Annotated in this window: 16 protein-coding genes; 8 read left to right on the top strand and 8 right to left on the bottom strand. The window is 70.1% G+C overall.

From position 1 onward, the window contains the following. Positions 1 to 93: 93 nt before the first annotated feature. The gene (locus E1181_RS07395) at positions 94 to 1,416 is read right to left on the bottom strand and encodes an LLM class flavin-dependent oxidoreductase (RefSeq protein WP_132673195.1); all 1,323 of its coding nucleotides are present in this window, start codon (positions 1,414 to 1,416) and stop codon (positions 94 to 96) included. Between the two features lie 12 nt (positions 1,417 to 1,428). Next, a complete protein-coding gene (locus E1181_RS07390; RefSeq protein ID WP_132673194.1) occupies positions 1,429 to 2,742 on the bottom strand; it encodes an MFS transporter in 1,314 nt (437 codons plus the stop codon). A gap of 267 nt (positions 2,743 to 3,009) precedes the next feature. Here E1181_RS07390 and E1181_RS32845 point away from each other — a divergent pair, with 267 nt between their 5' ends. The 3 genes from E1181_RS32845 (at position 3,010) to E1181_RS07380 (ending at position 5,397) form a co-directional block, all read left to right on the top strand. Beyond that, complete coding sequence (locus E1181_RS32845) at positions 3,010 to 3,084, top strand: putative leader peptide (RefSeq protein WP_408009390.1); 75 nt, start codon at positions 3,010 to 3,012, stop codon at positions 3,082 to 3,084. An 81-nt stretch (positions 3,085 to 3,165) separates the two neighbouring features. Further along, entirely contained in the window at positions 3,166 to 4,365 is a 1,200-nt protein-coding gene (locus tag E1181_RS07385) for an acyl-CoA dehydrogenase family protein (protein WP_207922040.1), read from the top strand. A gap of 12 nt (positions 4,366 to 4,377) precedes the next feature. Continuing rightward, a complete protein-coding gene (locus E1181_RS07380) occupies positions 4,378 to 5,397 on the top strand; it encodes an LLM class flavin-dependent oxidoreductase (RefSeq protein ID WP_132673193.1) in 1,020 nt (339 codons plus the stop codon). 412 nt (positions 5,398 to 5,809) lie between these two features. Here E1181_RS07380 and E1181_RS07375 read toward each other — a convergent pair whose 3' ends face one another. After that, positions 5,810 to 6,727: an ABC transporter substrate-binding protein gene (locus tag E1181_RS07375; RefSeq protein ID WP_132673192.1), complete on the bottom strand. Its 918-nt coding sequence runs from the start codon at positions 6,725 to 6,727 to the stop codon at positions 5,810 to 5,812. A 319-nt stretch (positions 6,728 to 7,046) separates the two neighbouring features. Between E1181_RS07375 and E1181_RS07370 the strand changes: the two genes are divergently transcribed. The 3 genes from E1181_RS07370 (at position 7,047) to E1181_RS07360 (ending at position 9,927) form a co-directional block, all read left to right on the top strand. After that, a complete protein-coding gene (locus tag E1181_RS07370) occupies positions 7,047 to 7,973 on the top strand; it encodes an amino acid ABC transporter permease (RefSeq protein ID WP_132673191.1) in 927 nt (308 codons plus the stop codon). Beyond that, the gene (locus E1181_RS07365) at positions 7,957 to 8,709 is read left to right on the top strand and encodes an amino acid ABC transporter ATP-binding protein (RefSeq protein WP_132673190.1); all 753 of its coding nucleotides are present in this window, start codon (positions 7,957 to 7,959) and stop codon (positions 8,707 to 8,709) included. Before E1181_RS07370 ends, E1181_RS07365 begins: the two co-directional genes overlap by 17 nt. 90 nt (positions 8,710 to 8,799) lie before the next feature. Next, positions 8,800 to 9,927, top strand: coding sequence for an NAD/NADP-dependent octopine/nopaline dehydrogenase family protein (locus E1181_RS07360; protein WP_132673189.1), 1,128 nt, complete (start codon positions 8,800 to 8,802; stop codon positions 9,925 to 9,927). Here the strand turns inward: E1181_RS07360 and E1181_RS07355 are convergent. The 3 genes from E1181_RS07355 to E1181_RS07345 all read right to left on the bottom strand — a co-directional run bounded on the left by E1181_RS07355 (position 9,857) and on the right by E1181_RS07345 (position 12,969). After that, entirely contained in the window at positions 9,857 to 10,474 is a 618-nt protein-coding gene (locus tag E1181_RS07355) for an SDR family NAD(P)-dependent oxidoreductase (RefSeq protein ID WP_328590858.1), read from the bottom strand. The genes E1181_RS07360 and E1181_RS07355 overlap by 71 nt on opposite strands. 103 nt (positions 10,475 to 10,577) lie before the next feature. After that, positions 10,578 to 11,432: an alpha/beta fold hydrolase gene (locus E1181_RS07350; protein ID WP_235876587.1), complete on the bottom strand. Its 855-nt coding sequence runs from the start codon at positions 11,430 to 11,432 to the stop codon at positions 10,578 to 10,580. A 40-nt stretch (positions 11,433 to 11,472) separates the two neighbouring features. Next, positions 11,473 to 12,969, bottom strand: coding sequence for a flavin-containing monooxygenase (locus tag E1181_RS07345; protein ID WP_132673188.1), 1,497 nt, complete (start codon positions 12,967 to 12,969; stop codon positions 11,473 to 11,475). A 142-nt stretch (positions 12,970 to 13,111) separates the two neighbouring features. Here E1181_RS07345 and E1181_RS07340 point away from each other — a divergent pair, with 142 nt between their 5' ends. Continuing rightward, positions 13,112 to 14,302 (top strand): PucR family transcriptional regulator, encoded by a 1,191-nt coding sequence (locus E1181_RS07340; RefSeq protein ID WP_235876581.1) that lies wholly within the window; start codon positions 13,112 to 13,114, stop codon positions 14,300 to 14,302. 533 nt (positions 14,303 to 14,835) lie between these two features. Here E1181_RS07340 and E1181_RS07335 read toward each other — a convergent pair. Then, positions 14,836 to 15,903 (bottom strand): NAD-dependent epimerase/dehydratase family protein, encoded by a 1,068-nt coding sequence (locus E1181_RS07335; RefSeq protein ID WP_132673186.1) that lies wholly within the window; start codon positions 15,901 to 15,903, stop codon positions 14,836 to 14,838. A 142-nt stretch (positions 15,904 to 16,045) separates the two neighbouring features. Between E1181_RS07335 and E1181_RS07330 the strand changes: the two genes are divergently transcribed. Next, complete coding sequence (locus E1181_RS07330) at positions 16,046 to 17,227, top strand: zinc-dependent alcohol dehydrogenase (protein ID WP_132673185.1); 1,182 nt, start codon at positions 16,046 to 16,048, stop codon at positions 17,225 to 17,227. Between the two features lie 9 nt (positions 17,228 to 17,236). On the opposite strand, the gene E1181_RS07325 is transcribed toward E1181_RS07330, so the two are convergent. Then, complete coding sequence (locus E1181_RS07325; protein ID WP_235876579.1) at positions 17,237 to 18,508, bottom strand: ATP-grasp domain-containing protein; 1,272 nt, start codon at positions 18,506 to 18,508, stop codon at positions 17,237 to 17,239. Positions 18,509 to 18,552 lie beyond the last annotated feature (44 nt).

The raw sequence follows: 18,552 nt of genomic DNA, 5'->3' as shown, positions 1-18,552 counted from the left end.
CGGGCAGCTCTGGCTGAACCGTCCGGGCAAGGAGGACTTCGATCGTGGACGGTTCGGACCAGAACCGCCCACGGCCGACATTGCCCCGGCGGGTCAGACAGCTCGGACGGCGGGTTCGTGGCGGCTGGGAGGCCGTGGGAGGCCGAAGTGCTCGCGGAGGGTCCTTCCGCTGTAGTCGTGGCGGAAGATTCCTCGTCTCCGGAGTTCGGGGACAACGTGGTCCACGAAGGTTTCGAGACCTGAGGGGAGGACGTCCGGCATGAGGTTGAAACCGTCTGCCGCTCCGTTGCGGAACCAGTGCTCGATGGTGTCGGCGATGTCCTCGGGCGTGCCGATGGCGTAGCGGTGACCGCCGCCGCCCAGCAGGGCGAGCTCCCGGGCCGTGAGACCGCCTTCACGGGCGTAACCGGCCACCGCGCGCGCGAATCCGCGGGAACCGCGCTTCTCGTCGAGGTTGGCCAGCAGGTGTTCCGGCACCGGTGCGTCCAGGTCGAGTTCCTCCGGGGCCACGCCGAGGTTGGCGGCGAGTCTCGCGATGGCCCACTCCTGGCCGCCCAGCTCGTCCAGTTCCGCCTTGCGGGACCGCGCCTCGGCCTCGGTGGAGGCGATGACGGTGCACAGCCCCGGCAGGATCTTGAGCGTCGACGGGTCTCGGCCGAACTCGCGGGCCCGGCGCTTCATCTCGTCGTAGAACCTCTTGCCGTCGGCGAAGGTGGTCTGGGCGGCGAACACCGCGTCGGCGGTGCGGGCCGCCAATCGCTTGCCCGGTTCCGAGCCGCCGGCCTGCACCACCACCGGCCGGCCCTGGGGCGATCGGGGCAGCGGCAGCGGGCCGCGCACCGAGAAGTGCGGGCCCCGGTGGTCGATGGTGTGAATCCGGTCGGCGTCGGCGAGATCCCCACGTCGATCGCCGACCAGCGCGGAATCCTCCCAGGAATCCCACAACGCGTTGACGACGTCGACGAACTCCTCGGCGCGGCCGTAGCGGTCGTCGTGGTCGGGCAGCTCAGGAAGCCCGAAGTTCGGGGCCACCACGGGATCGTAGGTGGTCACGGCGTTCCACGCCGCCCGGCCCCGGCTGATGTGGTCCAGCGAGGAGAACCTGCGCGCCAGGTTGTACGGGTCGTTGAAGGTGGTCGAAGCGGTGGCCGCCAGGCCGATGTGGGTGGTCGCCGAGGCGATGCCGGTCAGCAGCACGGTCGGCTCCAGCCCGAGCGTCGGCCGGACCCGGGGATCCTCCCGCAATCCGGGGATGTCGGCGAGGAACACCGCGTCCAGGGCGCCGCGCTCGGCGGTGCGGGCGAGGTCGCGGTAGTAGTCGATGTCGAGGTAGGCGAACGGGTCGTCGTGGGTCCGCCACGCCGCCGCGTGGATTCCGGCGTTGTACATGTTCACGCCGAGGTGCAGCTGTCTCATGTCGGCTCCAGATCAGGCGGTGACGGCGATGGGACGGCCGGACAACGTCGGCAGCCGGTGCGTCTCCGCCGCCAGGTACGCCGAGACGGCGGTGATCGCCGACAGCACCGCGTAGAACGCCACGATCAGCCACGGCTGACCGCCACCGGCGATGAGCAGGCTCGCGGCGATGAGCGGAGCCAGACCACCGCTGACCACCGAACCGAACTGGTAGCCGATGGAGGCGCCGCTGTAGCGCACGCGGGTGCCGAACAGCTCGCTGAACCACGCGGCCTGCGGCCCGTACATGGCGTCCTGGAACACGTTGATGCCCACCACGACCGCCAGCACCACCAGCACCGGAGACCCGGAGCCGACCGCGAGGAAGTAAGCGGGCAGGAACAACCCGCCGCCGATCGCGCCGAACAGGTACAGCGGCCTGCGACCGACTCGGTCCGAGAGCACCGCCCACGCGGGTGTGCTGATCAGGCCTAGCGCCGAGGAGACCAGGATCGCGGTGAGGCCCACGTCGTTGTGCGTGCCGAAGTGCTGGGCGATGTAGGTCAGGCCGAAGGTCGTGTAGATCGTGTAGCCGCCGTTCTGCGACAGCCGCATGCCCGCGGTCAGCCACAGGTTCTTCTGCTGGGTGCGAGCGACCTCCAGCAGCGGCCAGCGGGCGAGCTCGTCGCGCTCCCGAACTTCGGTGAACACCAGGCCGTCGTCGAGCTTCATGCGGATGACCAGGCCGACCGCGATGAGCACGATGCTGGCCAGGAACGGCAGCCGCCAGCCCCAGGCGTCGAAGGAGTCGTTGCCGATCAGCCAGCGCACCGTCGCGAAACCACCCGAGGCCAGCAGCATTCCGGCCGGCGAGCCGACCTGCACCAGGCTGCCGTAGAAACCTCGCTTGCCGGGTGTGGCGTGCTCCACCGCCAGCAGCGCGGCACCGCCCCACTCGGCGCCGGCCGCGAGGCCCTGCAGCAACCGCACGGTCACCAGCAGCGCCGGGGCGGCCAGGCCCACCTGGACGTAGGTGGGCAGCAGACCGATCGCGAGCGTGGCGATGCCCATCAGCAGCAGCGAGCTGACCAGAATCGGCTTGCGACCCACCCGGTCGCCGAGGTGCCCGGCCACCAGAGCTCCGATGGGCCGGGCGCCGAAACCGGCGGCGAACGTCGCGAACGCCGCCAGCGTGCCGGCCGTGGGGCTGATGTCGGGGAAGAACATCCGGTCGAAGACCAGTGCCGTCGCCGTGCCGTAGAGGTAGAAGTCGTACCACTCGATGGTGGTGCCAACGAAGCCGCCGATACCGGCCTTGGTGGCCGGATCGCGCAGAGCGCTGTTCATGGTGTGCCGTCCCTGAGTACGAGTTCCGTTGCTGCGGAGGCGAAATCCGCCGAGGTGTGCGGATCAGGGACGACAGGAGGCAGCGGTCACGCGTGCGAGATCGATGTGCCGACGGGCGACCAGCTGGACCATGGCCGAGAGTATGAGCGGCCGAGGGTGAACCGGCCAAGGTCGTCCAGCGAGTGAGAACTCCCCGCGGACACCGGCGGTTTCCCACCAGGTGAGTGTCGTTGACACCTCCGATCAGCGGCTGGCACCGTCAACCGCGTGGATGAACCGAAGCTGTTCGTGCGGCTGCACGTCGACCTGCGCCGCGTGACGTCGGCTTCCTGTTCGGTCTGAGCGCTCGTCTCTTCCCCGTTCTTCCGGGAACTCTCACCTCGCCGGTTCGCGAAGAACCGGGCACCTGCTCAGGAGCATCCTGTGACCGCTTCCACCGCGCAGTCCCACGACGCGATCATGGCCCGCCTTCGCCCGCTGCTCGCGCGCATCGCCGACACCGCCGCCGACCGCGACCGCCGGCGCAGGCTGCCCTTCGAGGAGGTGCGGTGGTTGCGCGAGGCCGGCATCACCACGGTGCGGCTACCGGTCGAACGCGGCGGCGCCGGGCTGACGTTGGACGAGTTGTTCCGGCTGCTGGTGGAGCTCGGCGAGGCCGACCCGAACTTCCCGCAGCTGCTGCGCGCGCACATCATGTTCAACGAAACAGTGCTGCACCAGCAGGATTCGCCGCAGCGGGAACGCTGGCTCGCGCTGCTGGAGAGCGGTGCGCTGGTGGGCAACGCGATCAGCGAGACCGGGTCGGCCGCCGTCGGGCGGGTCAGCACGCGCATCACCGAACGCGACGGCCGACTGCTGCTCAACGGCACCAAGTTCTACACGACCGGCAGCCTCTACGCCGACTGGATTCAGGTCTCCGCCGAGCGCCACAGCGGCGAATCCGTGCGCGTGCTCGTCCGCGCCGACGCGCCCGGGGTGGCGCAGCGCGACGACTGGGACGGGTTCGGGCAGCTGACCACCAGCAGCGGCACCATCGAGTTCACCGATGTCGCAGTCGATCCGGCGGACGTAGCGGTGGGGGAATCGGGACGCACGCTGCGTCCGGCGGTGGCGCAGCTGGTGCTGCTGAGCTGTCTCGTCGGCATCGCCCGCAACGCGGCCGCCGACGCCACGCACTTCGTGCGCAGGCGCCGCCGCTCCTACAGCCACGCCAGCGCGGAACTGCCCAAGGACGATCCGCTGGTGCAGCAGCTCGTGGGTGGGCTGCACGCGACGAACTTCGCCGCGGAAGCCACCTTGCACGCCGCCGTGACCCCGCTGAAGCGGGCGCTGTCGGCGCTGCGGGCCGGAGACGTCACCGACGAGGAACTGGACCGGGCCGAGATCGCGGTCTCGAAGGCGCACGTGGTGATCGTCGAGCAGGTGCTCGCAGCCATCACCAGGACGTTCGACGTCGGAGGCGCGTCCATCGTGGGCCGCGAACTCGCGCTCGACCGGCACTGGCGCAATGCTCGCACCCTCGCCGTGCACAACCCGGTGCTGTACAAGACACGCGGCATCGGTGACTGGGCGATCAACGGCACCGATCCGATCTACCGGTGGACGCCGGGAACCGTGAACTGACCTGGAGGAGCCGTGCCGACCGAATCCCAGCCCCTGCGCCACCTCGGATTCCTGACCATCGGTCTGTTCGACGAGGTCGATCCCGGTGCCGGGCACGAGACCACGCTGCGGATCATCGAACTGGGCGAGCGGCTCGGCTTCGACAGCGCCTGGGTGCGGCACCGGCACCTGCAGTTCGGGATCTCCTCGCCCGTCGCCGTGCTGGCCGCGGCATCGCAGCGCACGCGGCGCATCCAGCTGGGAACCGCGGTCACCCCGCTGGGCTGGGAGAACCCGTTGCGGCTGGCCGAAGACCTCGCCACCGTCGACGTGCTCTCCGGCGGTCGCCTCAACCCGGGTATCAGCGTCGGTCCGCCGCGCGCGTACGACGAGGTCAAGGGGGCGTTGTACCCGGACAGCGCCGAGCACGAGGACTTCAGCCACCAGCGCGTGGCGCGGCTGCTCGCGCACGTGCGCGGGGAACCGGTGACCGGGTGGAGCGGGACGGAGGGCTTCGAGGAGTTCTCCGACCGGGTGCAGCCGCACTCGCCCGGTCTCGCCTCGCGGCTCTGGTACGGCGGGGGCAGCCTCGGCTCGGCCCGGTGGGCGGGCGAGCACGGCATGAACCTGCTGACCAGCAGCGTCGTCAAGGCGGAGGAGCCCGAGGACTTCGCCGAGATCCAGCGGTCGCTGATCCGCACCTTCCGCGCCCACCACCCGGACGGTGAGCGGGCGCGCGTCTCCCAAGGCCTCGTGGTCATCCCCACGGATTCGGCCACGCCCCGGCAGCGGGCCAAGTACGCCGACTACGTGGCGCGCCGAACGCCGCGCAGCGCCGAGCCACAAGGACCCGGACGGCTCTTGTTCGCGCGCGACCTGCTGGGCACCTCCGAGCAGATCGCCGAGCAGCTCCACGCCCACGCCGGTTTCCGCGAGGTCGAGGAGGTGGCGTTCGCGCTGCCGTTCACCTTCGACCACGACGACTACGTCCAGATCCTCACCGACATCGCCACCGGGCTCGGCCCGCGGCTCGGTTGGAAACCCGCGCACTGATGGGAACGAGCACTTGAGCGCCAGGGGACGACTCCGGCTGAGCGCTTTCGTGATGGCCACGACCTCGCCATCCTGGATGGGCAGTGGCGGCGACCGGACGCCCAGCAGCACCGGTTCGACGAGCTGGAACGGTGGCAGGACGCGGCAATCGACGGCATCAACGTCATCAACCACGTCATCCCGGGCAGCTACGACGAGGTGATCGAGGGCTTGCTGCCCGAACTCCGCCGCCGCGGTCTGGCGCAGTCCGAGTACGCCCCGGGCCCTTTCCGCGAGAAGCTCTTCACCGACTGCGGCCCCCGCCTCCCAGCGGAGTCGCACCGCGGAGCCTTCCGCATCACCCCGCGCTTTCGCGCGAAATTCGAAGGTTCCGACGGGCCTTCGAATTTCGCGCGAAACGCGGATCCCTGCGTCAGCGGGTCTCGGTGGGGTTGATCTGGGCGGAGGGGATCGCCGAAGCGGTCGTGCCCCACTTGTGGAGGATTCGCTGGTAGGTGCCGTCGGCGATGAGCTTGTTGACCGCTGCCTGCAGCGCGGGCGCCAACGGGGAGCCCTTGGGGAGGGCGAAACCGACGTCGAGCCTGCGGAACTCGTTGAGGAAGCGCAGGCCCGGCTGCTGGCTGGTGGCGTAGCGGAGGCCGTTGATGGTGCTCATCAGCACGTCCACCTTGCCCTGCTGCAACGCCGAGTACATGGCACTCTGCTCGGCGAAGACCTGCACCTCGTAGGGAGGCCGGCCGGTCTGGGCGCAGCGATCGCGGGCGGCGTTGAGGGTGGCCTCGAACGTCGTACCGGCCCCGGTTCCGATGTTCCGGCCGCACAGCTGCGTCACGTCGGTGACCGCGCCCAGGTCGCTGTCCTGCCGAACCGCGAAACCCTGGCCGTCGTCGATGTAGGTCACGAAGTCGATGGTCTTCTTGCGCTCCTCGGTCACGCCGAAGTTGCCGGTTCCGAGCTGGAACTTGCCGCTGCCCAGCGCGGGCAGGATCGCCTCGAACGCCGCATCCCGGCGGTCGATGCGGATGCCGAGCACGCGACCGACCGCATCGGTGATCTCGACGTCCTGGCCGACGACGGTGCGGTTGTCGGCCAAGTAAAACGCCGAAGGGGGAGAACCGACCGAACTGCCGACCGTCAGCGAACCGGCCTGCCGGGCACCGGGAGGCAGCAGCGCGGCGATCGCCTCGTCCTTCGGGATCGCCGACACCACATCGGTGTTCACGTCGAGACCCGGAGCGGGGTCGGTTGCGAGTCCGGACGAGCACCCGGCCAGCAGAGCACTCGCGAGGAGCAGTGTCGCGGCGGTTCTCAGGCGCGCGAGCATGATCATGAATTCCCTTCTGGGGCAACGAGAACGAGGTGGTGGCGGTGCCCTGGGCGAGGGAAGTGGGAGAGAGATCCGGCTCAGCGGCCGGCGAGGGAGGACGAGATCAACCGCGACACGACGCCGACCACACCAGGGCCAGGTCGATGTGGTGGCGCTTCACCAAGCGGGATCGAGGGGACACCGGACGAGAATCGTTCCCGGCCACCGCGGATGTCAACGCCGATCAGTCCGTGGGACGCGGTTGACTCGCCGTCGCTGCGGGATACCGTTGACGTCGGTGGCGGTCGGGCGAGGCTTCCCTCCGGAGGAGGAAAGTCCCCTCATGACCCGCTCTTCAGTTGTCGAGGTCGGGCGCGGTGGAGTCGCTGCGCCGACTCAGGTCGTGCCCGCGCGGCACGTCGGACGGTGGTGCGCGGCGGCCGTCGCCGTCGTGATGCTGGCGCTGGTGGTCCGGTCGGTGGCCACCAACCCGAACTTCCAGTGGCCGATCGTGGCCGCGTACTTCACGCTGCCCGCCGTGCTCCACGGGCTGTGGCTGACGCTGTGGCTCACCGTCGTCACGATGGTCCTGGGATTTGCGCTGGGAACCGTCCTGGCGGTGATGCGGCTGTCCGGCAATCCCGTGCTCAACGCGCTCAGCTGGCTCTACACCTGGATCTTCCGGTCGATCCCGCTTCTGGTGCAGCTGCTGTTCTGGTTCAACATCGGTGCTCTCTACCCGTCGCTGAGCATCGGCCCGTGGTACTCGGTGAACACCGTCGACCTGATCGGCGGCACCACCACCGCGGTCATCGGGCTGGTGCTGCACGAGGCCGCCTACGCGGGTGAGGTCGTGCGGGCCGGGATCCTGTCCGTCGACGCCGGCCAGAGCGAGGCGGCGCAGTCGCTGGGCATGACCCGGCTGCGCGTCCTGCGCCGGATCGTGCTGCCGCAGGCGATGCGCTCGATCATCCCGCCCGCGGGGAACATGCTGATCGGCACCCTCAAGGGCACCTCGATCGTGAGCGTGATCGCGGTGCACGATCTGCTCTACTCGGTGCAGCTGATCTACAACCGGAACTACCTGGTGATCCCGCTGCTGCTGGTCGCCACCGTCTGGTACCTCGTGATCACCTCGCTGCTGACCACCGCGCAGTTTTACGTCGAACGCCACTACGCCCGCGGTGCGCAGCGCGAGTTGCCGCCGACCCCGCTTCAGCGGCTGCGGCGAGTTCTGGAGAAGGGGAAGAACGATGCTCGAAATCCGTGATCTGCGCAAGAGCTTCGGGCAGGCCGAGGTGCTGCGCGGGGTGGACCTGACCGTTCGGCACGGTGAGGTGTCGTGCGTGATCGGTCCGTCCGGTTCGGGCAAGAGCACCCTGCTGCGCTGCGTCAACCACCTGGAGAAGGTCGATTCCGGGCGGATCGAGATCGACGGCGAGCTGGTGGGGTACCGGGAGTCGGGTGGCCGGCTGCGCGAACTGCCGGATCGGGCGGTCGCCCGGCAACGCGCCCGGATCGGCATGGTGTTCCAGAACTTCAACCTCTTCGGCCACCTCACCGTCCTGGAGAACCTGATCGAGGCACCGGTGGGCGTGCTCGGGCTGTCGAAGGTCGAGGCGGCGCGGCGAGCGCGTGACACGCTGCGGCGCGTCGGTCTCGACGGCCGCGAGGGCGCCTACCCGCGACAGCTCTCGGGTGGCCAGCAGCAGCGGGTCGCCATCGCGCGGGCGCTGGCGATGGAACCCGAGCTGCTGCTGTTCGACGAGCCGACCAGCGCGTTGGACCCGGAACTGGTGGGCGAGGTCCTGGCGGTGATGCACGACCTGGTGCGGGCCGGGCAGACGATGGTCGTGGTCACCCACGAGATCGGCTTCGCTCGCGAGGCCGCCGACTCGGTGGTGTTCCTCGACGGTGGCGAGATCGTCGAATCCGGTCCGCCGGTGGAGGTTCTGAGCAACCCGGCCCATGCCCGCACCCGGGAGTTCTTGCAGCGCACCTTGTGATGTGCGACAGGTCATAGGTGCGGTGGGAACTGCAGTGGTGATCTCTCCGACCACTGGGACGTGGGATCGATCGCGAGGAGCAGTGGTGCGGTGGACGAGATCGGTGTGATCGGGGCCGGTGGCGAAGGGCTGGCCGTGGTCGCCCACCTGTCCTCGACGGGGCACCGGGTGCGGCTGTGCACCCGAAACCCGCAGCGGGTGACGGGCATCCGGGACGGAGGTGAGATTCGGGCGACCGGTGAGCTGGCGGGCACCTTCCCGGTCGCGCAGGTCACCGCCGACCCGGCGGAGCTGGCGCAGCGCTGCCGAGCGGTGGTGATCGCCGCGATCACCACCGCCTACCCGGAGATCGCCGCGTCGCTGGCGCCGCACCTCACCGCGGACCACGTGATCGTGCTGTTCTCCGGGAAGCTCTGCGGCAGCGCGGAATTCGCCGCTGCGCTGAGCGGTGCCGGAGCTCCGGAGGTGGACGTGGTGGAGACCGACGCCCTGTTCGCCGCCCGTCCCGACGGCGACGACGGAGTGCGGGTCCTCGGCACGAAGCGGTGGAACCTCGTCTCCGGCGCCACGCCCGGTGCGGTCGAGCGCAGCGCGCCGGTCGTCCGGGAGTGGTTCCCCTGGCTGGAGACCGCCACCAACCTCGTCCACAGAGGACTTACCGACTTCGGCGCGGTCGCCCACGCGCCGATCGCGCTGGCCAACCTCGGCACCATCGACCGCGGCGAGGAACTGCTGTTCTACCTCGACGGCGTCTCCGACCGGACCGTGGCGCTGCTGCGCGAGGTCGAGCGGGAGTTCCGCGAGGTCGCCACCGCCTACGGCGCCGCCCTGATGCCCATGCCCGAAGTCCTCGACCGCTACTACGGCTGCACCACCACGAGCCTGCTGGACGCGATGCGCAGCGCAGCGCCCTACAAGACCATCCTCGCGCCCGGGTCTCTGGACCACCGGTTCCTGCACGAGGACATCGCCTCGACCCTGGTGCCGCTGGAAGCCCTCGCCGACAAGGCGGGAGTGGCCACGCCGATGGTCGGTTCCATCATCAACGTGATGTCCACGCTGTCCGGAAAGTCCTTCCGCCGCAGCGGGAGGACCCTCGAACGGCTCGGCTGGGCCGACCTCGACCACGCCGAGATCCGCCGCGCGCTCAACCCCGGGAGAACCGCCGGCGCTCGTACTGCGCCACCAGCGCCGGGTAGCGTCGCGGCAGCAGTCTGACCAGCAGGTCCACCAGTTTCGCGTCGTTGCCGACCAGGACCCGCTGCTTGTCCGCCTCGACGCCGTCGACGATGATGCGGGCCGCCTGCTGCGGCGGCATCTTCAGCAGCTTCTCGTTGTAGGTGCGCACGCGCGCCTCGTCCTCGGGGGTCACCTCACCGCGCTTGCGCGCGTCCTCCAGACCGGCGGAGGCGATGTTGGTGCGCACCCCTCCGGGATGCACCACGGTGACCTGCACCGGGTGGCCGTCCAGGCGCATCTCGGCGCGCAGGCTCTCGGTGAACCCGCGCACCCCGAACTTGCTGGCGCAGTAGGCGGTGCTGCGCGGTTGGCCCATGATGCCGTTGAGGCTGGACACGTTGACCACGTGACCGTCGCCGGAGGCGATGAGGTGGGGCAGGAAGGCCTTGCTGCCGTGGATCACGCCGAACAGGTTGACCCCGAGCACGCGCTCGTAGGTCTCCCAGTCGTTGTCGGCCACCGAGCCGCCGGCGGCGATCCCGGGGTTGTTGTAGACCTGGTGCACGACGCCGAAGTCCGCGGCCACCGACGCCGCGTAGGACTGCCGCGGCGGGCCAGCTCGAACGCGACCTCTCGCCCGATGCCCGACCCCGCACCGGTGACCACGGCGACCTTGCCGCGAACCTCGCTCATCGGGCCGACTCCTCTGCTGCGGTGGTGATGTGCTCGGTGGTCATCGCCACCAGCCGGTCGATCAGGCCGGGCGCGATGTGGTGGCCCATGCCGTCGATCTCGACGTAGCGGGCGCCGGGGATGGCCGCGGCCGTAGCGCGACCGCCGCTGACGTGCACCATGCGGTCGGTGTCGCCGTGGATCACCAGCGTCGGCGCGGTGATCCGGCGCAGCTCCGCCGTGCGGTCGCCGCTGGCGTGGATCGCGCTGATCTGGCGCGGCCTGCCCTCCTTGGCCCGGGCGCCGCCACCGCGTTCCCACAGCCCGGCGGCCCACGCGCGTTCGAGGTCGTCGTCCGGCGGGAACGACGCGGAACCGATGTGCCGCAACATCCACAGGTGCCGCTCCACCGACTCCTCGACGGTGTGCGTCGGGCCCTTGGCCATGCGCACCAGCGTCGACCGCGCCGGCTGGCCGACCGAGCGCGCACCCGTGGTGGAGAAGATCGAAGTCAGCGACTCGACCCGGTCGGGGTGCCGGGCGGCGACGGTCTGGGCGATCATCCCGCCCATCGACATCCCCAGCAGCTGCACGCGCTTGAGCCCCAAGTGGTCGAGCAGACCGACGGTGTCGGCGGCCATGTCACCGAGGTCGTAGGCGTCCGGCCTGGGCCGGGCGAACAGCTGGCGCAGCCTGCCCGGCGGTGGCGTGCCGATCCGCGACGAGCGGCCGGCGTCGCGGTTGTCCAGGCGCACCACGCGGAAACCGCGCTCGGTGAACCCGTCGACCGGCCGCTGCGGCCACGAGGTCGGCCCAGCCCGGCGATGAGCACCAGCGAGGTCCCGTCGGCCGGGCCGTCGACGCGGTAGCAGATCCGGGGTCCCGCGGGCAGGTCGACGAAGAGGTCCTCGCTCACCGGGTCACCTCCGCGCGGGCCTCGGCGCGGGAGAACCGCAGCTCGGGGTCGGTGACGCTGTCCGAGCGCAGCAGCTTGACGTCGGAGTGGTAGCTCAGCGAGGTCAGCCACGGCATTCGGTCGCCCTGCTTGGGCAGCTGGTCGACCGAGCGCTGGATGTAGCCGGCGCCGAAGTCCAGGAACGGCCGCTTGGGCATCGCCGGGTCGCTGGGAACCGGCCGGCAGATGTCGAGCCCGTAGGCGTCCATGTGGGTCAGCAGGCGGCAGAAGTGCTCGCACAGCAACCCGATCTTCAGCGTCCACGACGAGTTCGTGTAGCCGATCGCGAACGCCAGGTTCGGCACGCCGGAGAGCATCATGCCCTTGTAGGCGATCGTGTCCGGCAGGTGCACCGGTTCGCCGTCGACCACCAGCGGCACTCCGCCGAAGGGCTGCAGGTTCAGGCCGGTGGCGGTGATGATGACGTCCGCCTCCAGCTCCGCGCCGGACACCAGCTTCACGCCCCGCTCGGTGAACGTCTCGATCCGGTCGGTGACCACCGAGGCCTGACCCCGCCGGATCACCTTGAACAGGTCGCCGTCGGGCACCGCGCACAGCCGCTGGTCCCACGGGTCGTAGGGCGGGTTGAAGTGGGTGTCGACCGGGAAGCCCTCGGGCAGCGCCTTGCTGTTGACGTAGCGAATCAGCTTGCGCGCGGTCTTCGGGAAGCGCTGGCAGAAGCTCCAGATCAGGCGCTGCTGCAGGATGTTCTTGCGCCGCGCGATCGCGTAACCGCGTTCGGGACCGAAGAACCGCCCCGCGATGTTGGCGACGGCGTCCTTCTTGGGCACCGGCATGATGTAGGTCGGCGTGCGCTGCAGCATCGTCACGTGCGAGGCCGTGTCCGCCATCGCCGGGACGAGCGTGACCGCCGTCGCGCCGCTGCCGATCACGAGCACCTTCTTGCCGGAGTAGTCCAGGTCCTCCGGCCAGTGCTGCGGGTGGACGATCGGGCCGGAGAAGCGCTCCCGGCCCTCGAAGTGCGGGGTGAACCCCTCGTCGTAGCGGTAGTAGCCGCCCGCGCTGAACACCCAGCGCGCGCTGAGCTGGTGGTGAGCGCCGGTCTCGGGGTTCTCCACGTCGACGAGCCAGCGCGCCTGCGCCGAGGACCACTCGGCGCCCACCACCTTGTGGTGGAAGCGGATGTGCGCTTCGAGGTCGTTCTCGGTGATGGTCTCGCGCAGGTAGTTGAGGATGCGCGGTGCCGAGGCGATCGACTCCTCGTCCCGCCACGGCTTGAACTCGTAGCCGAAGGTGTGCAGGTCGGAGTCCGAGCGGATGCCGGGGTAGCGGAACAGGTCCCACGTCCCGCCGGAGGCGCCGCGCGCCTCCAGGATCGCGAAGGACTTCGCCGGGTGCGAGGTCTTGAGGTAGCGACCTGCGCCGATGCCGGAGATCCCGGCCCCCACGATCAGGACGTCCAGGTGCTCGACCGGTGTTTCGGTGGTGGTCATCGTGCTTGCTCCCCGCGCGGACCGACTGCTCTCCCCGGGAGCATGCCCGGCGCCCGCGGACTTGCGCCACAGCGACATGCACCAGGATCATGCGGAGATGGTGCCGAATGCTGCGTCCGGGTGGCCGAGGGTGTCCCCGCGCGTGCGGGAGCTGTTCCGGCGGGGTGCCGAGATCGCGCTGAACCCGCACGCCGAGTGGGTCGAGGAGCTGCACGCCGCCGCCCTCGGCGGTGCGCGGGTCCGGCTGGTCGCCGAGGACCCCGCGCTGGCCGCCGCGACCCGCCGCGCCAACCTCGCGAACCTGCTGCACTGGGCGGCCGCCAACGTCCAGAACCCCGGGCGCAGGGTTCCGGCCAACACCAGCTCCGAACTGCTCGAAGCGTCCCGCGACCTGGTGCGACGGGGTTTGGACGAGACCGCGCTGGACTCCTACCGAACCGCGCAGAACGTCGCGTGGCGGCGCTGGATCGAGATCGTCTTCGGCCTCACCGACGACCCCGACGAGCTGCGCGAGCTGCTCGACGTCTCCGCCGTGTCGATCGGCACCTTCATCGACGACACCGTCGCCGCCGTCAGCGAGCGCATGCAGCACGAGCGCGACGAGCTCACCCGGGGCGCGCACGCGGAGCGCCGCGCGGCGGTGACGCTGCTGCTGGAAGGCGCGCCGATCGGGCAGGCGCGGGCCGAGAGCAGGCTCGGCTACCGGCTCTCCGGACCGCACACCGCCGCCATCCTCTGGAGCGGCGCGGAAGGGTCCGAGCAGATCGAGGCCGCCGCGGAGGCGGTGACCCGCGCGGCCGGTGCCGACCACCGGCTCACCGTCATCGCCAGCGCCGCGGCCCTGTGGGTCTGGCTGCCCGTGGCCACCGCGCCACCCGTGGATGAACTGGCAGCGCTCCTGGCCGACCACCCCGACGTGAGGGTCGCGGTGGGTCGTCCCGGCACGGGCGTCGAGGGCTTCCGCCGCAGCCACCTCGACGCCGCCACCACGCAGCGCATGGTCGCCCGGCTCACCTCACCGCAGCAGGTGGCCCGCTACCAGGACGTGCAGCTGGTGTCGTTGCTGACCAGCGAGCCCACCCAGACCGACGAGTTCCTGACCGACACCCTGGGCGATCTGCGGCACGCCGACGCCGAGACGCGCACAGCGGTGCTGACCTACGTGCGCGAGCTGGGCAGCACCACGCGCACCGCCGAACGCCTCTACACCCACCGCAACACCGTGCTGCGCCGGCTCGCCAGGGCCGACGAGCTGCTGCCGCGCCCGCTCGCCGAGAACGCCCTCGCGGTGGCGGCGGCACTCGAAGCCCTGCACTGGCGCGGCACCGGCTAGGACCGCCCGGCGGGGGAGACCCGGAGAACAGCCCCCGTCTCATCTCCAGCCGGGTTTCCCGATTTCAGTGGAAATCGGAACTCGGATTTCCACTGAAATCCGGGACGCTGGGTGACCACCACGCGTCTGGACGATCCCGCGACACGGAGCACCGCCGTGATCGTCCGGTGCTCTGGACAGGGCCAGCGGCTCACGTTCGGCGTTGATGATCAGTGCACGCCTTCGGGGGCCGGGCGAGGAGCGGGTGCGGGTTGGCCTGCTTGCATGAACGCGCTCGGCGTTCCTGGACCCGAGACATGCTCTCCCGCAACGAGAAGATCCGGGCTAACGTAGACATTTTTGACTACTCGGTGAACCTCGGGGCAAACTGGTCGCAGGAAGGAACTTTCGCAACTTCACCTAGCGTCGCCTCGCCGCTCGCACGACGGCGCACCAGCAGAGGCGACATCACGTTCGATCCACACCTGAAGCTTCGCGATGCGCACGCGGGTTCCCCGGTTCGACTCCCCGCACGGCGGGGGACCGACCAGCGCTCAAGGGCGTTGGCCGACGCCCGTGCGGAGTTCCTCGAGCCTGCCGCCCGGGAGAGGGGAACGGAGCGGAGGGCTGGAATCGCCGGTGGCGGAACGCAAACCGCGCAGGAAGTCGGCGACCGCATCGGTGGAACTGCGCCGCGGTCTCCAGCCGAGCTCCTCGCGGGCACGCCCGATGTCCATCATCGGCAACCGCAGGAACGCGTCGAACAGGTCCGGTGACGCGGGCACGAGGTGGAGGTTCCAGGCCGTCGCCAGAACCGCGCGCACCAGCGGTGCCGGAACCGCTGCGGTGCGGGCCTGCAGCAGATCCGCCAGCGCGCTGAAGTCCACCACCGGATCCGCCGCGACGTTGAACGCGCCCCGGCTGTCGGAGAGGATCGCGAGCCGGTAGGCCTCGCCGACGTCGTCGCTGTGCACCGCCTGGAAGCGCAGCCCGGTCGGCAGCGGCAGCACCGGGAGGAGTTCGGGCCGGGCGAGGCTGTTGGGCAGGAACGGTCCGATGAACAGACGTCGCTGCTGCTCGGCGGATTCGGGCTTGAAGCAGAACGCGGTGCGCATCCGGACCACCCGGATGTCCGGGTGCTGCCGTTCGAAGGCGTCGAGGAACCGCTCCAGGTAGGCCTTCTCCCGGCTGTAGGCCGCGGCCGGCCACCCGTGCGTCGGCCACGTCTCGCTGACCGAGCGCCCGGCGGGCCCGGGGGAGTAGGCGGCCACGGACGAGGCGTAGACGAGGTGGCGCACCCCGGCGGCGGCAGCGGCTTCGAACACCCGGATGCTGCCGAGCACGTTGGTGCGCCAGGTCGTCACCGGGTCGTGGGTCGGCTGGAACAGCCAGCCCAGGTGAACCACCGTGTCCACCGAGGCGAACCGGCCGACCAGGTCGTCCTCCCGGACGTCGGTGCGCTCCCACCGGACCCCCTGGCCCTGCTCGGGCGGCTGTCGCCGGGACAGCGCGGTGATCGCCTCCACCTGGGAGTCGCCGCGCAGCGCGTCGACCACGCTGGTGCCGATGTTGCCGGTGGCGCCGACGATCGCGACTCGTCGGGAACTCGCGGACGCTGCCATGAGGACTCCTGCCATCGGTCCGGACGGTCTCCCCACCACGGGTTCCCCGCAGGCCGCGGCACAAACGCGTCGCCGAGGTGCGGGGTTTGCCCGGTGCCGCCACCGGAAAGAACGTGGTGGTGAGCTACCGAGGAGGTGCCAGGTGAAGGCGTTGACATGGCGAGGACCGCGCGACGTGCGCGTCGAGAACGTGCCCGATCCGAAGCTGGAGGCCGACACGGACGCGATCATCCGCGTCACCAGCAGCGGGATCTGCGGCTCCGATCTGCACCTCTACGAGGTGCTGGCCCCGTTCCTCGACCCCGGTGACATCCTCGGCCACGAACCCATGGGCGTGGTGGAGGAGACCGGGTCCGCGGTGGCCGACATCGCGCCGGGGGACCGGGTCGTGGTGCCGTTCAACATCGCCTGCGGCCACTGCTGGATGTGCGAGCGACGCCTGTTCGCCCAGTGCGAGACCACGCAGGTGCGCGAGCACGGCAGCGGCGCCGCGCTGTTCGGCTACACCAAGCTCTACGGCAGCGTTCCCGGCGCCCAGGCCGAGTACCTGCGGGTTCCCCAAGCCCAGTTCGGTCCCATCAAGGTGCCGGAAGGACCACCGGACGAGCAGTTCGTCTACCTCTCCGACGTGCTGCCCACCGCGTGGCAGGCCGTCGAGTACGCCGACGTGCCCAAGGGCGGCACGGTGGCGGTGTTCGGGCTCGGCCCCATCGGGCAGATGGCGGCCCGGATCGCCCTGCACCACGGATTCCGCGCCATCGGCGTCGACCGGGTGCCGGAACGGCTGAACATGGCCGAGCGGCACGGAGTTCGCACCATCGACGCCGCGCAGCGGGACGACGTCGCCGATGCCGTGCGCGAGCTGACCGACGGTCGCGGGGCGGACTCGGTGATCGACGCCGTCGGCATGGAGGCGCACGGCTCACCCGTCGCCGAGCTGGGGCAGAAGATCGCCGGGGTGCTGCCCGACGCCGTCGCCGAGCCGCTGATGTCCAAGGCCGGGATCGATCGGCTCTCCGCGCTGTACGAGTGCATCGACAGCGTCCGCCGGGCGGGCACGATCTCGCTCAGCGGCGTCTACGGCGGCATGGCCGACCCGATGCCGATGCTCACCCTGTTCGACAAGGGCGTCCGGATCGCGATGGGGCAGGCCCACGTGAAGCGGTGGATCCCGGACCTGCTGCCGCTGGTCGGCCACGAGTCCGACCCGCTCGGCGTGCGCGACCTGACCACCCACCACCTGCCGCTGGACGAGGCCCCGAACGCCTACGACATCTTCCAGCGCAAGGTCGACGGGGCGATCAAGATCCTCCTGGAGCCCTAGGGTCGCGCCTCAGCTGAGGTCGAAGGGGAGGAGCTGCACGCAGCGGTCGAACTTGGCCCGCAGCTCGTCCTCGTCGGCCGCTCCCAGGTAGACGGCGAAGAGCTCGTAGCTGTAGCTGTCCTGCGCCGGCAGTTCCGAGAGCCGCGATCCCTGCTCGGCGATGATGTCCACAGTGGCTCCGGGGAGCTCCTCGGCCAGCCGCGCGAGGTCGTCCTCCGACGGGGTGGAGTTGACCACGGCGTCGTCGAAGACGCGATGGAACCACTTGGCGGCGATGCGGTGCGGGCCTTCGCGGCTGGGCATGGTCGGCTCCTCGCCGACCGCCAGCTGCACCATCGCCTGGTGGTTGGGCATGCCGTCGACGAGCTCGAACAGCGGTGCGTGCGATTGGGACAGGCGCGGGTTGACCTCCAGGACGTTCACCACGTCGGTTTCTGGGTCCCAGAAGAACTCGATGTTGAACGTGGAGTCGTTCAGCCCGATGTGCTCGATGACGTCCCGGCTGATCTCGGTGATCCGGTGCTGCACCTCCTCCGGCGCCTGCGAGGGGTACTGGTAGCGCAGGAAGCTGGAGGAGTCCGGGTAGCACAGCGAGTCGATGATGCCGTGGACGTGCGCGCGGCCGTCGTGGACGTAGCCCTCGGCGGTGAGCTGCTCGCCGCGCACGGCTTCTTCGGCCAGGCAGGCCATGCCCCCGGCCTCCTCGATCGCCGGTGGTAGTTCCAGCTTGGAGAGCAGGAAGTCGAAGGCACGGCCGATGCGGCCGATGCCTTCCCGGATCTCGACCGCCGCCGAGCGCAGCTGCGCCTCGTCGTCGACCTTGAACGCCAGATCGGAGGAGAAGGACTTGACCGGCTTGAGCCACATCGGGAACTGGAGCCCCGGCGGCGTCTCCGGCTCGACGAGGTCGACGATGGCGAAGCCGGGGTGCGCGTCGGTGACCTCGCGCTGCACCAGGCGGCTCCAGTACTTGTGCTCGCACTTGACGACCGATTCCAGGCTCGGCCCCGGCAGGCCGTTGTCGGTGGCCAGGATCGGGACCATCGAGCTCACCGGGAAGTCCCAGTAGCCCACGATCGCGTCGATCGGGTCCGGGAAGTCGTCGAGGCGCTGCTGCGCCTTCTCCAGCAGCTCCTCCAATCCGATGTCGCCGAACATCAGCTGCTCCTTGTCGAGCAGCGTGTGGAACCGGTACGGCGCCAGGTGCTCGAGCTCGTGCATCAGGGCGAGGTTGCGCTCGTCGAGTCCTAGCAGGAACACGTTCTTCGACCGTTCAATCACACCCCTCCGCGTACCCCGGGGAGCCCGTGGTTGAACCCGGGGGC

This window comes from Saccharopolyspora terrae, assembly GCF_004348435.1.
In the GTDB taxonomy this organism is placed as follows: domain Bacteria; phylum Actinomycetota; class Actinomycetes; order Mycobacteriales; family Pseudonocardiaceae; genus Saccharopolyspora; species Saccharopolyspora endophytica.
Note: the sequence above shows the minus strand (reverse complement) of the source record. Positions and strands in the feature narration are given on the sequence as shown.